The 15,124-nt window shown below is 38.3% G+C and carries 12 protein-coding genes; 9 read left to right on the top strand and 3 right to left on the bottom strand.

The window, feature by feature from the left end:
* Positions 1 to 208: 208 nt before the first annotated feature.
* The 3 genes from FLK20_RS06810 to FLK20_RS06800 are packed head-to-tail and all read right to left on the bottom strand — an operon-like array spanning position 209 to position 3,851.
* A complete protein-coding gene (locus FLK20_RS06810) occupies positions 209 to 1,468 on the bottom strand; it encodes a PTS ascorbate transporter subunit IIC (RefSeq protein ID WP_152655788.1) in 1,260 nt (419 codons plus the stop codon).
* Entirely contained in the window at positions 1,465 to 1,761 is a 297-nt protein-coding gene (locus FLK20_RS06805) for a PTS sugar transporter subunit IIB (protein WP_152655787.1), read from the bottom strand. The genes FLK20_RS06810 and FLK20_RS06805 overlap by 4 nt, the downstream gene beginning before the upstream one ends.
* Positions 1,758 to 3,851 carry a BglG family transcription antiterminator gene (locus FLK20_RS06800; protein WP_194165554.1) on the bottom strand — a complete coding sequence of 698 codons (2,094 nt, stop codon included), beginning with the start codon at positions 3,849 to 3,851 and terminating at the stop codon, positions 1,758 to 1,760. The genes FLK20_RS06805 and FLK20_RS06800 overlap by 4 nt, the downstream gene beginning before the upstream one ends.
* Before the next feature lie 410 nt (positions 3,852 to 4,261).
* On the opposite strand from FLK20_RS06800, the gene FLK20_RS06795 reads away from it, so the two are divergent.
* The 9 genes from FLK20_RS06795 (at position 4,262) to galT (ending at position 15,070) form a co-directional block, all read left to right on the top strand.
* Positions 4,262 to 5,149 (top strand): AraC family transcriptional regulator, encoded by an 888-nt coding sequence (locus FLK20_RS06795; protein WP_152655785.1) that lies wholly within the window; start codon positions 4,262 to 4,264, stop codon positions 5,147 to 5,149.
* 240 nt (positions 5,150 to 5,389) lie between these two features.
* Positions 5,390 to 6,688 carry an alpha-glucosidase/alpha-galactosidase gene (gene melA, locus FLK20_RS06790; RefSeq protein WP_152655784.1) on the top strand — a complete coding sequence of 433 codons (1,299 nt, stop codon included), beginning with the start codon at positions 5,390 to 5,392 and terminating at the stop codon, positions 6,686 to 6,688.
* 214 nt (positions 6,689 to 6,902) lie between these two features.
* Positions 6,903 to 7,949, top strand: a complete 1,047-nt coding sequence (locus FLK20_RS06785; RefSeq protein ID WP_152655783.1) for a LacI family DNA-binding transcriptional regulator — start codon at positions 6,903 to 6,905, stop codon at positions 7,947 to 7,949.
* A 216-nt stretch (positions 7,950 to 8,165) separates the two neighbouring features.
* Positions 8,166 to 9,458 (top strand): ABC transporter substrate-binding protein, encoded by a 1,293-nt coding sequence (locus tag FLK20_RS06780; protein ID WP_152655782.1) that lies wholly within the window; start codon positions 8,166 to 8,168, stop codon positions 9,456 to 9,458.
* 34 nt (positions 9,459 to 9,492) lie between these two features.
* Positions 9,493 to 10,389 (top strand): carbohydrate ABC transporter permease, encoded by an 897-nt coding sequence (locus FLK20_RS06775; RefSeq protein WP_152655781.1) that lies wholly within the window; start codon positions 9,493 to 9,495, stop codon positions 10,387 to 10,389.
* Entirely contained in the window at positions 10,389 to 11,219 is an 831-nt protein-coding gene (locus FLK20_RS06770; protein WP_152655780.1) for a carbohydrate ABC transporter permease, read from the top strand. Before FLK20_RS06775 ends, FLK20_RS06770 begins: the two co-directional genes overlap by 1 nt.
* A gap of 199 nt (positions 11,220 to 11,418) precedes the next feature.
* A complete protein-coding gene (locus tag FLK20_RS06765) occupies positions 11,419 to 12,597 on the top strand; it encodes a galactokinase (protein ID WP_152655779.1) in 1,179 nt (392 codons plus the stop codon).
* Complete coding sequence (galE, locus tag FLK20_RS06760) at positions 12,594 to 13,595, top strand: UDP-glucose 4-epimerase GalE (RefSeq protein WP_152655778.1); 1,002 nt, start codon at positions 12,594 to 12,596, stop codon at positions 13,593 to 13,595. Before FLK20_RS06765 ends, galE begins: the two co-directional genes overlap by 4 nt.
* Positions 13,592 to 15,070: a UDP-glucose--hexose-1-phosphate uridylyltransferase gene (galT, locus tag FLK20_RS06755; protein ID WP_152655777.1), complete on the top strand. Its 1,479-nt coding sequence runs from the start codon at positions 13,592 to 13,594 to the stop codon at positions 15,068 to 15,070. The genes galE and galT overlap by 4 nt, the downstream gene beginning before the upstream one ends.
* The last annotated feature ends 54 nt before the right edge of the window (positions 15,071 to 15,124 follow it).

The raw sequence follows: 15,124 nt of genomic DNA, 5'->3' as shown, positions 1-15,124 counted from the left end.
TGTATTTTACTCTCCATTCACATTATTTCTATACTATAAGACTATAATCATTTCATAAGACGCTCCACACCAAATAATTTCCGTTTTAAATGGTAGAAATTTAGCTTCTGCACATAAAAAACACCAAATCAAAAAACCTGGTGTTTTTACGCCATACTATATTTTTTATGAATTCTTAATATTATTTAAAATTTTACTAACCCTTTTTTTATTGCATCAGCCACCCAATCAAAATCCCAATCAGCTGCAAATCCGTATCTCCAAACGTCGTCCGCGTATACCCAAGGTCACGCAAATAAGTTAACAATGGAATCGGCAAAACAGTAATAACCATCCCATGCACAATACTCATACAAATTAACGCCTTGATTCCTCGTAGCTTATAAGCAATAACCCCCGCAGCGCCGCCAGAGAAAAAATGTGGAATAACACCCGGAATAATAATCGTATACTGCACCGCAGCCATGCCAAACATCACACCAAGCCCGCCTAAAAAGCTGAGCGTAAATCCAACCATTGCAGCTAAAGGCGCATAATTAAACAATACCGGTGCATCTAATGCAGGAATAGACCCTTTAATCCATCTGTTTGATACCCCTTCAAAAGCTGGCAGAATTTCCGCAATCATCATCCGGACACCGGTCAGAATACAGTACATTCCCGCTGTAAACCACAGAGATTGTACAATGACAAATATAATAAAGTTCTGTTCGTTAAATAAATATTGAACCGCTTCTCTTTGCGCGAAAATAGCGGCAACAAAAAAAAGAAGAAATGAAAATATGCTAATAATCAAAACATGGTCGTACATAAAAGGTTCCAGTTTCCGAATAAATTTCGGGAAATTTGCTTTTTCTTCTTTTCTTTTAAAAAGGCTTGTGCTTAAAATAGCTGTCAAAAAATAACCGATACTATTAAAATGACCGATAGCAAAGGACGCATCACCTGTCACACGCTGTATAAACGGCTGAATCAGCGCCGGCATCAATGACATTGTAAGTGCCAGCACAATACCGCCTATTCCATAAACCCACCAGCCGTAATGAGAAGCGTATAAAACAGCAACAATAACAGCGGACATAAAAAGGACCTGGTGTCCTGATAAAAATACATATTTTAATTTCGTAAAACGTGCAATTAGTAAATGCCCTACCATCCCGATCGATATGGTAATGGCAATTTCCCTGCCGTAATTAATCTGCACCAATGCCGTTATCGCTTCATTATGCGGAATCATCCCAATCATATTAAAGCTGTCCTGAACCATAACTGCTAAATTAGAAAGGGAAACATTCACCGCAGAAGCTCCAATTTGTAATAAGGTAACACCTACCATTACTTTAACTGTCCCACTAAGAACCCGGAATAGCTCCGCCCGCATCAGTAATAAACCAATACATGTAATAACTCCAAGAAGAATTGCCGGCTCTCCTATAAATCCTCCTGTAAAGCTTTCAAAGATAGTCATACCTTCTCCCGCCACTGCCTAATGGTATCTGCATTTTCCAGACTTTCCTTTACTAACGCACGGTCTGCAATAAAGGAGAGTCCAAGGATCTCTGTATCCTTCACCTGCAAATGCTGAACAACCTGCTTTGCCCCGATAATCAAATCTGCTTTCATGAAGGAGGCAGCACTTACATCGGATTGTTCAACAATCACATCATCTAGTTTCCATTCCTGAAAATACTGTTTCACCTGAAGCTTTAAAACAAGACTTGTCCCTAAACCTCCCGAACAAACAACTAATACTTTTTTCATCTGCTACCCTCCTCATACTCCAACATCCAGTTCCATATCACATCCACATTTTGTTCATGGCGTAGCCTGTTTAATAATTCCTCGGAATTTACAACTTCCAGCATCATCTCTACAGCCTTCACATGCTGTACTTTATCTTTCGCTGCAAGTAAGATAATCCACCATACCTTCTCTTCATTTTTTCCAAAAGCAATCGGCTTTTCCAATGTCATAAAAGCAAACCCTGTCTTCTTAATAGAGAGACTGTCTAAATGTGGAAAAGCTATTCCCGGTGCGACAATAAAGTGATGATCCTGCTCACTGATTATCTGTGCCACTTCTGCTTCATATGTATGCTCGACAACATCCTGTTTTACTAAAGATTGATTTAAAATCGATAACGCTTCTCTCCAATCAGAAACTTTTTTTCGCAAATGAACACACGAAGGAGCGGTTAAAAAGGTAACCTCCGAACTCATTGCTCCTTGATTCCCGCTAAAATAACGATATAAATCATTGAACAATGCCCCTTCATTCAACACAATGGTATGCTTTTTAACAGATTGATAGATGGTCATTACCGTATCCACAATCGGTAATTCTGTATTTGCCTGATAGGTGCCCCTGCCAATAATCCGCTCCAGGTTTTGTTGATCAGCTATCGACAATAACGGATTTACCTTCACATAATTTACTTGCAGCTGTTGGGTAAACGGAACTGTTGTAACGATTAAATCAGCATCATTTTCCGTCAGCCCATAGGCCTCCTTTACAGAAAACTGCCCCGCAATAAACACTTGCGGGAACAGTCTTCTTACGGTTCTCTCCAGCAGCCTCGATGTCCCCAGTCCAGAGCTGCAGACAATGGCAATTCTTTTACTTGGAAGCAGCGGCTCCTGCTCCATTCCGGCACATAAGTGCACTACAATAAAACCAATTTCATGTCTATGAAGCCCGGACAGCCCCCAATGCGGATTGTCCTCAATAAATGCCTTTACTTGTTCAATATATTTTCGATACTCCTGCTCCAAATTTTCAAAGTATGGATTATCAATATGAATATGATATTTAATGCGATAGATTGCTGATTGCAAATGCGTAGCAAGACCAATAATAATATTCTCCCGATTGCTTAATCGAAAGCGGTTCTCCTGCTCAAAAGTCTCTACAATCTCCCTGGATAATGCCTGACACTTCAGCCAATCATCTCCTTCACCGCTTAAACGTCTTGCTCCAAGCAGGTGCATCGAGATATAAGCTAATTCATTGGAGAGCCTGTCAGGAGCATTTTCCAGCCCCATTAATTTCATAAAATCTTCCCTGGCCTGCTTAAACTTCCCATTTTCAAAAATCTTCAATTCATCGTCCTGATCAAAATTAGCAATAAATTGTCCCGATTGAATCCTTTTCCATTGTACAGCACAATTTAGAAATAATTCATATTTACTCGCATCAATAAACGCAACACCAGTTAATTCCTCAACCTGCTCAATCCAGGATACAATACCATTAACATCGACATCTGCGATCATATCTTCTAAATCATTTTCATTCATGGAAGCAGGTATTTTTCGCATTGCATAAAGTTCAAGAATTTCTTCCTCTGTCCACTGTTCCTTCAAAAAATCTAAAAATAGCATTCGTTTATTATTTTCTTTGCCGACCAGAGAGATTTGTTTATTTTCTCTGGACAGCTTTAATTTATACTCTTCCATCTCTGTCTTTAAATGATTGTAATCATTTTGCAGGGTGTTCATACTAATTTGGTAGTCATCACATAACCCATCGACATGAATAAATGGATTTAATAATAAAAGCTTTTGCATGTCCAGCCGGCGTTGTACGGCACTTAAATAATCCTTCTGCTTGTACATCGCTTCTTGAAGCACCTGCTTCTGCTTCTCCCCTAAAATTAACCGCGCCCCATACTTGCGGTGTCTCTCCAAACTAAACCCCGCACCAATATTCATCAGCCACGTTTCAATTTCAAGTAAATCCTGCCGAATCGTGCGTGGCGAAAGCTGATACGTTTTATTTAAGTCAGCTAAGGAAACAAATGCTTCTTCTTCAATTAATCGTTCTAAAATTTTCTTTTGTCTGGATGAAAGCATTTTATCCCCCCACATAATCTCAGGTCATTCTCGTACAATCTCTGATCTCTGCATTTAAGGGCTTGTTCAAAAGTGGACCTTGAAGTCGAGATGATGCTTCCCATTTGATGACTTTTTGAACAGCCATTTAATTTAAAATTCCGAAAAACTGAAGGAGCCAATCCCCTATCTATTCCCGGAAATAAAATGAAACCCTTATCATTATTTTTGATAGTATATCATTTTTCGATAAGGAAATCTATATGATAGCTTGTTGCTCCCCTCTTCTGGAACCCCTTTATATCCAAATGCTTTCCAATATTTCCGATGTACTTTTTTCTGTCGTCCTTCTTATTTCTTCCATATGTTTTCAAAGAGGGTGATAAACAAATCATGTTACAATGAAGAAAAAAATTTAGGGAGGCGTTATCTTGTACAAAGATATTAAACACAACTCATATGGATTTCGTTTTCAAAGAGCTTATCAAGATAAAGTAGCAGACTTGCATGCTATCGGTTTTGAGCATCATCAAAACCCTGCTGATTACAGCTGGCACGGGTTAGAAAGAGGGGAAAAGGATATTATTATCTTTCAATATACTTTAAATGGGAATGGCGTAATTTCTATTGGTGGTACACTCCATGATTTAAAAAAAGGAGATGCCTTCTTTATAAATGTTCCTAGTGATCATCGATACTATCTCCCTGATGCTGCAGATGAATGGGAATTTATTTTCTTTACCATAACCGGTATAGAAGCCACTATGTTATATCAGCAAATAACAAAAAAACACGGTCACCTATTCAACCTGCCGATTCATTCAGGGCCGATTAATTACATCTTAAATACATTAAAGAGGGTAGAAACGGTCGGAATCAATCATGGTTACGAAGCATCCTCCTGTGCCTATGCTTTCCTTATGGAATTTCTAGGCTACCTGGAATACAGCCAGCACCAATCGAAAGTGATTCCGCCCTCTATTTTAAAAGCAATAAACTTCATCAATAATCATTATCATGAAGATATTACCTTAGATGAAATTGTCAGCGTGTCCGGGTTGTCAAAATATTATTTTACACGCCAATTTACAAAGTCCGTCAACGAAACACCGATCCGCTACTTGACAAAAATTAGAATTAAAAAGGCACTTCACCTATTAATCTTTGAACAGAAAAGTATCGATGACATTGCTAAAGAAGTAGGTTATACATCCAGCAATTATTTTAGTAAAGTTTTCAAGCAAACAGTAGGAGAAACGCCTAGTAACTACCGACAAAATACCGATATTATGCCCGTTAACCAATTATTTACTGATTAAAAAAGAGCAATATTTTACTCTTTTTTAATTAATTTTACGATTGAAAACGCTTAAATCATATATTACCATGTACATAAGCTTTAGCAATTTTATATTAATAAAAAAAGATTCTCGCTTCTTCTTTTACCTTTTTAGTAAAAATAAATTTTTAACTAGGTAAAAAAGAACATCTCACACGAATTGGAGGGAGTCATCCTTAAGATTACATGTCATTTATTTTAATTTAGGAGGAAATGGATTATGTCCAAAATTACATTTTTAGGTGCAGGAAGTACCGTTTTCGCAAAGAATGTATTAGGTGACTGCATGACGGTCGATGCTTTGCAGGATTTTGAATTTGCTTTATTTGATATAGACCAGGAACGGCTTCAGGATTCTGAGATGATGTTAAATAACCTGAAGAAAAATTTACATTCTACCGTCTCAATTAAGGCATATCACGACCGCAAAGAAGCATTACGCGGAGCAAAATATGTTATTAATGCGATTCAAGTAGGCGGCTATGATCCTGGTACGATCACCGATTTTGAAATACCGAAAAAATATGGATTGCGTCAAACCATTGCTGATACATTGGGGATTGGAGGGATTTTCCGCAACTTAAGAACCATACCGGTCATGCAAGAGTTCGCACGTGATATCAAGGAGGTATGTCCAGACGCCTGGTTCCTCAATTATACGAATCCAATGGCTGTTTTAACGAATATTATGCTGAAAGAAGGAATTAAAACCGTCGGGCTTTGTCACAGTGTACAGGTTTGCGCCAGTGAACTGCTGGAATCTTTAGAAATGCCGACAGATGATGTACAATGGAAAATTGCCGGCATCAACCATATGGCCTGGCTTTTAGAAATCACACGTCATGGAGAGGATCTCTACCCTGAAATTAAAAAACGTGCTAAAGAGAAACAGAAAGAAAAGCATGATGATATGGTTCGGTTTGAATTAATGGATAAATTCGGCTATTATATTACAGAATCTTCTGAACATAATGCCGAATACCATCCATATTTTATTAAGAGTCAATACCCTGAGTTAATTGAACAATTTAATATTCCATTAGATGAATATCCACGCCGTTGTATCAAGCAAATAGACGATTGGAAAAAAATGCGTGGCGACTTAGTTAACGATCAAAATCTAAAACATGAGCGTTCTCATGAATATGGCTCCTATATTATTGAAGCAATGGAGACAGACAAGCCATTTAAAATTGGCGGAAATGTATTAAATACAGGACGTTTAATCAGTAACCTTCCGGAAAATGCAGTCGTTGAAGTGCCTTGTTTAGTAGACGCCAGTGGGATATCCCCAACTTATATAGGCGATTTACCGGAACAGCTGGCTGCCTTAAATCGAACAAATATTAATACACAATTGTTAACGGTGGAAGCTGCGTTAACAGGTAAGAAAGAAAAAATCTATCAGGCAGCGATGTTAGATCCGCACACATCAGCAGAACTATCGATGGATGACATTATTTCATTATGTGATGATTTAATAGCAGCTCATGGGGATTGGCTGCCAGCCTATCAGTAAATTCGGTTTCCTCTGCTTACCAAATAGTAAGCAGAGGATTTCATAAAAGCTTTCTGGAGTAAACTGACGTGACGTATTTGCTTTTTCATTCTAATATTTTCGAAGGCAAGTAACGCTCTCCGTTTTATTTATACCCTCTATTATTGAAAGCGTTTTACTCACCTGATAGTCTTTTATATAAAAATATATTTTAGTAAAAGAAGGTGGAGCAGCTATGGCAACGATTAAAGAAATCGCAAGCAAATCAAATGTATCCATTGCTACCGTATCAAGAGTTTTAAACAATGACACATCATTATCTGTAACGAGCGAGACTCGGCAGCGGATAATCAATGTAGCCAATCAATTAAATTATCAAACGGGTCGAGGCAGAAAAAGACAGCCGAAGAAAACAAATCCAACATATAAATTCGGCATACTCATGTGCCAGTCTTTCGAAGAGGAGCTTAGCGATCCTTACTTTCTATCAATTCGACACGGAATTGAAAGCCAATGTAAGAGCCTCCACATCGAAGTTAATGCAGTCTATCGCATCAGTGATTTTGATTTGGATCAATTAAATGTTCATTTGGACGGTCTTATTATTGTTGGAAAAATAGATGAAATCCTTGTAGAAACAATTCATCAGAAAATTAACCAGCTGGTGTTTGTTGACTATTCCCCTGATGAAAATTATTTTGATGCCATTGTCATCGATTTCGAAAAATCAACTTGGCTGGCATTGGATCACCTATTATCTCTAGGTTATAACAATATCGGCTATATCGGTGGGGAGCAGGGTAAACATATCAAAGCGAATGAAAAGTGGGTGATTGATGATGAACGCTATTTATTTTTCACAAAGAAGATGAAGGAATTAGGTAAATATAATGCTTCACATGTGCTTGTAGGAGATTTTACGATGTCTGATGGCTACCGTCTGATGGAAGAAGCAATCAATAAAGGAAGTTTACCGGAGGCCTGTTTTATTGCGAGTGATCCAATGGCAGTAGGGGCATTGAGAGCTTTGCAGGAAGCAGGAATAAAAGTCCCTGAAGATATCGCGATTGTCAGCTTTGACAATGTGGAGATGGCTCAATTTGCCAGCTGCCCACTATCAACCATCCATGTCCCAACCGATCTGATGGGAAAAACAAGTGTAAAACTATTGCTTGACCGATTACAGGGAAGAGACATTCCTTTGAAAGTAACTGTCCCTACTACTTTTGTTCAACGGGAAAGCTGTGGTGCTAAAGCAAAAGAACAGCGTATTCAGAACTAGCTTTCTATATATCCAGCAGAACTGTTTTTCTATTTAAACGTATTTTTCTTAATCTACAAATAAACAATAGACCTAGAATCGTTTTTGGCGGAACAGCTCTAGGTCTATCGATAGCATACCGTTAGCAAGCCGTACGCTATTTCATTTATTATAGTGAAAATTTTGTACTCCTTGCAACTGTACTGATTTCAAATTACTGATAAAAGGAGTATCCTTATGCGATTATGTCTTAAAACATTATTGTTATTGATGCTGACAAGCCTTATTCTGGCAGGCTGTTCTAATGATGATGCTGAAAATAAAACTGACACTGAGGAGAATGAACAACCAGGAAATCAAGTAACGTTAACGCTCTTCTCTACTATGACAAATGAAGCGGAGCAGGAAGCGATGCAAAGTGTTGTCAACGATTTTGAAGCAGAATATCCTGACATCAATATTAATTTAAGCATGCCCGGACAGGACTATGAAAGTCAGCTTCGTATTCGAATGGCAGCGAATGACTTGCCGGATTTATTTGATACACACGGCTGGGCCCAAAACAGATATGGCGAATATACGATGGATTTACGAGATATGGACTGGGTAGAACATCTCGATCCGACGTTGGAACAAAGCTTTATCGATGAAGACGGCAAAGTTTATGCATATCCATTAAACCAAGCAATGGATGGATTAACCTATAATAAAGAAATTCTTGATAATTACAATATTGAAGTACCGGAAACGTTCGACGAATTTATGGAAGCTTTAAAAATGGTAAAGAAAAAAAGTGAAGGAGAAATTGCACCACTCTGGTTTGAGGGGTCCAATGAAGGTGCTTTTGGCCAGTACTATGATCAATTTGCCAGTCCACTGCTCATCACAGCTTCTGACCATGATTACAGCGAAGAATTATTAGACGGCAGTTTTGATTGGGAGCCTTATGATTATCTTTCAGAAAAATTATTAGAAATGCATGAAAAAGAATTATTAAATGTAGATGTATTGACAGCCAGACCATATGAAAAAAATCAATTACTCGCACAAGGAAAGATTGCTTTTGTCATGCAAACAGTTCCTATTCACGTTATTCAAGAATTAAATCCTGATATTGAACTCGGTATCATGCCTGTACCGGCTATTCATGAAGGAGATGACCCAAGCTGGATTGGCGGCGAACGACATACCGTTGCAATATGGAAGGATACAGCGCACCCCGAGGAAGCAAAAAAGTTTATTGAATTTTTGGCGAGACCCGAGAATGTAAAAGCTGTTGCTGAGGGAACTTCTTTAGCAGCAGGACTTACTAATGCAACTGCTGATATCTACTATCAGGATTACTATGATCAATACGATGACATTATGGTAGAGCCCTATTTTGACCGCATTTATTTACCGAATGGCATGTGGAAACCGATGGGAATGAGTGGACAAGAATTATTATCCGGCGCCCTTTCTCCTGAAGGCGTTTCTCAAAAAATGAAAAATGAATATTTACGTTTATTAGAACAGGCAGGATTTGAGTAAATTAAAATTTCGTTTCTATAGGAGTTGAATATAAATGGCGGTAAGCACGAAGAAAATAGGAAAAACGAAACAAAATTCATCCCTTTGGTGGATGTATTTACCAGCCCTCCTGTTTGTTGTCTTTTTTATTGTATATCCATTTTTAAACGGGATTCGTATTTCATTTACAAACTGGAACGGGTTTTCACAAACCTTTGATTATATCGGATTCAGACAATATATAAGAATGTTCACAGATCCGGATACATGGACGGTTGTCCGTAATACATTAATATATGGCATTGGCAGTACCATTTTCCAAAATATTCTTGGACTTGCCTACGCTCTATTATTAAATCAAAGCATTCATTTTAAAGCTCTGACACGAACCATTGTTTATTTACCAGTTATTATCAGCCCTTTAATTATGGGTTATATATGGTATTTCTTCTTCTCCTATCAAGGTGGGGCTTTAAACGATGTTCTGATCGCATTGGGCTTGGAAAGAATCAATGTGTTAGGAAATATTGACATAAACATATGGATTATTGTTTTCGTTAACACTTTCCAATTCGTAGGTATTGCAATGATTATTTACCTGGCTGGGCTGCAAAGTGTATCAAGAGATTTTTATGAAGCAGCAGAAATTGATGGAGCTTCTTCATTCCAGAAGTTTAAAAATATTACATTTCCATTATTGATGCCGTCTATCACCATTAATATGGTGATTAATATTATCGGTGGTTTAAAACTATTTGACGTCATCATTTCATTAACTGGCGGTGGACCTGGTAATTCCTCTCAATCTATGTCTACTTTTATGTACGATTTATATTTTGCAAGAGAAGATGCAGGCTATGCCGCTACCCAGGGTGTATTAATGATGATCATTATTCTCATCCTGAGTTTATCCGCATTAATCTATTTCCGTCGTAAGGAGGTTGAAGCATAATGGATTATACATCAAGCAGAAAAAAGATAGCATTGTCCACATTCGCTTTATTGATTACAGTGCTTCATTTTCTTCCTTTTTATGTTTTGATTACAACTGCATTGAAAACAAAGAGTGATTTTAGTTCTAAATGGGTTTTCCCATTAGAGATTAGCTGGGCCAACTTTAGCGAAGCCTGGGAAGCGGCAAATTTAGGTAATGCTCTGTTAAATACAGGCATAATCACGTTTTTTGCGGCAGCATTACTTATTATTATCGGTTCTTTAGCTGCTTATCCATTGGCACGCAGGCAAACAAAGCTGAATCGGTTTATGTATATGTTCTTTATCGCTATTATGGTCGTACCACCTCTGGCTGCGCTGGTGCCATTATATCAATTAGTGGTAAACATGGGCTTAATGAATACGTATCAGGTTGCGATATTTAATAATGTTGCTTCTTATCTGCCCTTAACCATCTTTTTATATGCCGGATTTATCCGATCTACCATTCCAAAGTCATTAGAGGAAGCGGCGAGAATTGATGGAGCAGGAACACTTCGGATTTTCTTTCAAATTGTGTTTCCGTTATTAAAGCCGATTACTGCTTCGATTTTAATTATTGCTTGTGTATATATTTGGAATGACTATCAATTTGCGATTTTCTTCCTTCAAGATGAATCCGTACAAACCATGACAGTTGCTTTATCAAGGTTCTTTGGAGAAAATGCAAATAATTTAAACTTAGTTGCAGCTGCTGCAATTATTGCCACATTACCAATGGCAATCCTATTCCTCCTTCTGCAAAAACACTTTGTACAAGGGCTTGCTGCGGGATCTGTAAAAGAATAAGCAGAGCTTCTTACGGTAAATTTGTATCGTAAGAAGCTTTCTTCAGGACAAACATTTGTTTACATTTCATTATAATTTGAATACATCACCTGCTTTCCCCTCTTTATAAAATATTTTTTAGGGAAGGAAATTGCTGGATAAACAGAAAGTGACATTTCATGAATGCATTTAATCATTTAATTGAAATCAGGAGGTACTTATGACAAATTTAACACAGGAATTTCAAAGCATCTTTCATACGACAGCTTCACCTCAGTACTTTTTCGCTCCCGGACGGATTAACCTTATCGGTGAACACACGGATTATAACGGCGGTTATGTCTTCCCCGCTTCTATCTCATTTGGAACATACGCACTCGGGCGAAAAAGAAGTGATCGAACATTCCGTTTCTACTCTTTAAACGCTCCTGAGAGCGGAATAGTAGAATGTGATCTGAATAACCTGTCTTATCAAACGGTGCATGGCTGGGCAAACTACCCAAAGGGAATGATTCAATATATCGAGCAGGAGGGCTACCCTATTGGATTCGGAGCAGATATTTTATTTTATGGTAATATCCCGAACGGTGCAGGTCTTTCTTCATCCGCTTCCTTAGAATTAGTAACTGGTGTTTTATTGGAGGGTATCTTTGATTTAAAAATAGACCGTCTTCAATTGATTCAAATTGGTCAAAAAGTAGAAAATAAGTACATGGGTCTAAACAGCGGGATAATGGACCAGTTTGCTGTGGGGATGGGGAAAGAAAACCATGCTATTCTATTGAACTGCCAAACACTTGTATATGACTATGCACCGCTTGAATTGCAAGATTACGAGATTGTCATTATTAATACGAATAAACAGCGTTCATTAACAACATCGAAATATAATGAACGTTTCCAGCAATGCCAACAGGCGCTCGCAGACTTTCAAAAGGAGCTCTCCATTCATAGTCTTGGTGAATTATCGATAGAACAATTTGAAAAATGGAAGCATCTTATTACAGATCCAACAAACCAAAAACGCGCAAAACATGTTGTATACGAAAATGCACGGACATTAGAAGCACTGGAAGAACTGCGTAATAATGATTTAAAGGCTTTTGGTCAATTAATGAATGCATCTCACCTTTCCCTTCAGTCTGATTATGAAGTCACCGGGATTGAATTAGATACCATTGCAGAAACAGCCTGGCAACAGGAGGGTGTCCTTGGTGCACGCATGACTGGCGCCGGGTTTGGGGGATGTGCAATAGCGATTGTCCATCAGGATGCAGTAACTGCTTTTAAGAAAAATCTAAAGAAGAAATACCAAGATAACATTGGCTATGAACCAACATTTTATACTGCTTCAATTGCTGATGGTGCAAAAGAAATAACGGAGGGAGCTATCAAATGAGCATTTTAGTGTTAGGTGGAGCGGGTTATATAGGCTCCCATGCAGTATATCAATTAATTGACTGCGGAGAGCATGTCGTCGTTGTTGATAATTTGGAAACAGGTCATAGAGAAGCAATTCACCCTGATGCTTCTTTCTACCAGGGGGATATCCAGCATATTGACTTTTTACGAAACGTTTTTGCAAATGAATCGATTGATGCAGTGGTTCATTTTGCGGCAAATTCACTTGTTGGAGAATCGATGGAAAATCCGCTTAAATACTTTGATAACAACGTTTATGGCACACAGGTGTTACTCAAGGTCATGGTAGAATTTGAAGTAAATAAAATCGTATTTTCTTCTACGGCAGCGACGTATGGAGAACCGGAAACCATTCCGATCACGGAAAAATTAGAGGTAAATCCGACTAATGCCTATGGAGAAACTAAACTGACGATGGAAAAGTTAATGAAGTGGACGGAATACGCACATGGTATCCGTTATGTTTCCTTACGCTATTTTAATGTCGCCGGAGCAAGAGAATCAGCTGAAATTGGCGAAGATCACTCTCCAGAGACGCACCTGATACCAATTATTTTAGAGACAGCTCTCGACCAACGCGAAGTAATCACTATATTTGGAGACGACTATGATACACCGGATGGTACCTGCATACGAGATTATATTCATGTGGAGGATCTCATCCAGGCTCACCTTCTGGCATTAGACTATTTAAAAGAAAATGGACAAAGCGATATTTTCAATCTAGGAAGTAATCAAGGGTTTTCTGTGAAGGAAATGATCGAAGCAGCCCGTAAAGTGACCGGAAAAGCAATTCCTTCTCAAATCAGCAGCCGGCGTGCCGGAGATCCGAGTATTCTTATTGCCAGTTCTGAAAAAGCAAAAGAAATATTGCGCTGGCAGCCTTCCCGCACCTCGATTGAGAAAATTATAGCGGACGCATGGAATTGGCACTCCAACAATCCAAACGGTTATTCAGGAGGTGTTTTAAAATGATTTATCATGACATCCAGGGGTTAATCGACAAAGCAATGGAGAAAAATTTAATCGAAGCATCCGATCAAATTTATGCGCGAAATCAAGTTATGGCTTTATTAAGAATAGAGGACTTTCCAGAACAGACATTGGAGCCGACAATAGATTCCATCCCTAATCTAGTGGATAAAATAGTGGATTATGCGGTAGAAAATCACATTATTGAGAATGTTTTTGATGCGAAAGAAATACTAGCAGCTAATGTAATGAATTGCTTTGTTGCCCGCCCCTCTGTTGTGAATGCTATTTTTAATGAAAAATATGCCGAATCACCAAAAGCAGCGACCGATTATTTCTATGCCTTAAGCCAAAATAATAATTATATCCAAATGAATCGCATCAGTAAAAATATTCATTTTCAAGCAGAAACAAACTACGGTAACCTCGATATTACCATTAATCTGTCTAAGCCTGAAAAAGATCCGGAGCAAATCAAAAGGGAAAGAGCGCTCAAGCAGACGATTTCCTACCCTAAATGTCTCTTATGTGTTGAAAATGAGGGATATGCAGGACGAACTGGTTACCCGGCAAGAGCAAATCACCGTGTAATCAAAGTTCCTTTAGTAAATGAAACCTGGTATTTTCAGTATTCACCCTATGTTTATTACAACGAGCATAGTATTTTACTTGCAGAGGTACATCGTGATATGAAAATTGATAAGCAAGCCTTTGAACGTCTGGTTACATTTACTGAAAAGTTTCCACATTATTTTATTGGTTCCAATGCGGATTTACCAATTGTCGGCGGCTCTATTTTAAGTCATGATCATTATCAGGCTGGAAATTATGAATTTGCGATGACCAAGGCAGAGAATGCTTTTTCACTTTCTATTCGAGACTTCGATAATGTCTCAGCTGCCGTTTTAAAATGGCCTTTATCAGTGATTCGATTGCAGAGTGAGGATAAACAATCCCTACTTGATGCTGCTGATCATATTTTGCAAACATGGAAAGGCTATTCTGATGAACAAGCAGAGGTACAAGCATTTTCTGGCGCTACACCGCATAATACCATTACACCGATTGCCAGAATGCGTGAAGGCAGCTATGAACTGGACCTGGTATTACGCAACAACCGCACATCCAGTGAATATCCGCTAGGGATTTTCCATCCTCATGCAGATGTTCATCATATCAAAAAAGAAAATATCGGGCTGATCGAAGTAATGGGTCTTGCTGTTCTGCCAGCAAGATTAAAGGATGAATTGCATGAGATCAGAAAGGATTTATGCGGAAAGCCGAGTAATATCGCTGACTATCATCAGGAATGGACGAATCATATAAAAAATAAATATGGAAATATTTCCAGTGAAGAGCAGGCAGAGGGTGTATTGCAGCAAGAACTCGGCTTGAAATTCAAGCGAGTGCTGGAAGATGCCGGGGTATTTAAAGAAAAAGCTGCGTTTGAAAGATTTATTGATGCATTGAATAAGTGATGGATTTACTAAAATAAAAACGGGCTGATGAAGCACAGTCCGTTTTTTTACATT

It is taken from the genome of Oceanobacillus sp. CFH 90083, assembly GCF_009389585.1.
Lineage (GTDB): Bacteria > Bacillota > Bacilli > Bacillales > Amphibacillaceae > Oceanobacillus.
Note: the sequence above shows the minus strand (reverse complement) of the source record. Positions and strands in the feature narration are given on the sequence as shown.

Coding starts and splice junctions, on each gene's coding strand:
- FLK20_RS06765 (WP_152655779.1), top strand. CDS start 11,419: ATGACAAATTTAACACAGGAATTTCAAAGCATCTTTCATACGACAGCT.
- FLK20_RS06775 (WP_152655781.1), top strand. CDS start 9,493: ATGGCGGTAAGCACGAAGAAAATAGGAAAAACGAAACAAAATTCATCC.
- FLK20_RS06785 (WP_152655783.1), top strand. CDS start 6,903: ATGGCAACGATTAAAGAAATCGCAAGCAAATCAAATGTATCCATTGCT.
- FLK20_RS06810 (WP_152655788.1), bottom strand. CDS start 1,468: ATGACTATCTTTGAAAGCTTTACAGGAGGATTTATAGGAGAGCCGGCA.
- FLK20_RS06770 (WP_152655780.1), top strand. CDS start 10,389: ATGGATTATACATCAAGCAGAAAAAAGATAGCATTGTCCACATTCGCT.
- galT (WP_152655777.1), top strand. CDS start 13,592: ATGATTTATCATGACATCCAGGGGTTAATCGACAAAGCAATGGAGAAA.
- melA (WP_152655784.1), top strand. CDS start 5,390: ATGTCCAAAATTACATTTTTAGGTGCAGGAAGTACCGTTTTCGCAAAG.
- galE (WP_152655778.1), top strand. CDS start 12,594: ATGAGCATTTTAGTGTTAGGTGGAGCGGGTTATATAGGCTCCCATGCA.
- FLK20_RS06805 (WP_152655787.1), bottom strand. CDS start 1,761: ATGAAAAAAGTATTAGTTGTTTGTTCGGGAGGTTTAGGGACAAGTCTT.
- FLK20_RS06780 (WP_152655782.1), top strand. CDS start 8,166: ATGCGATTATGTCTTAAAACATTATTGTTATTGATGCTGACAAGCCTT.
- FLK20_RS06800 (WP_194165554.1), bottom strand. CDS start 3,851: ATGCTTTCATCCAGACAAAAGAAAATTTTAGAACGATTAATTGAAGAA.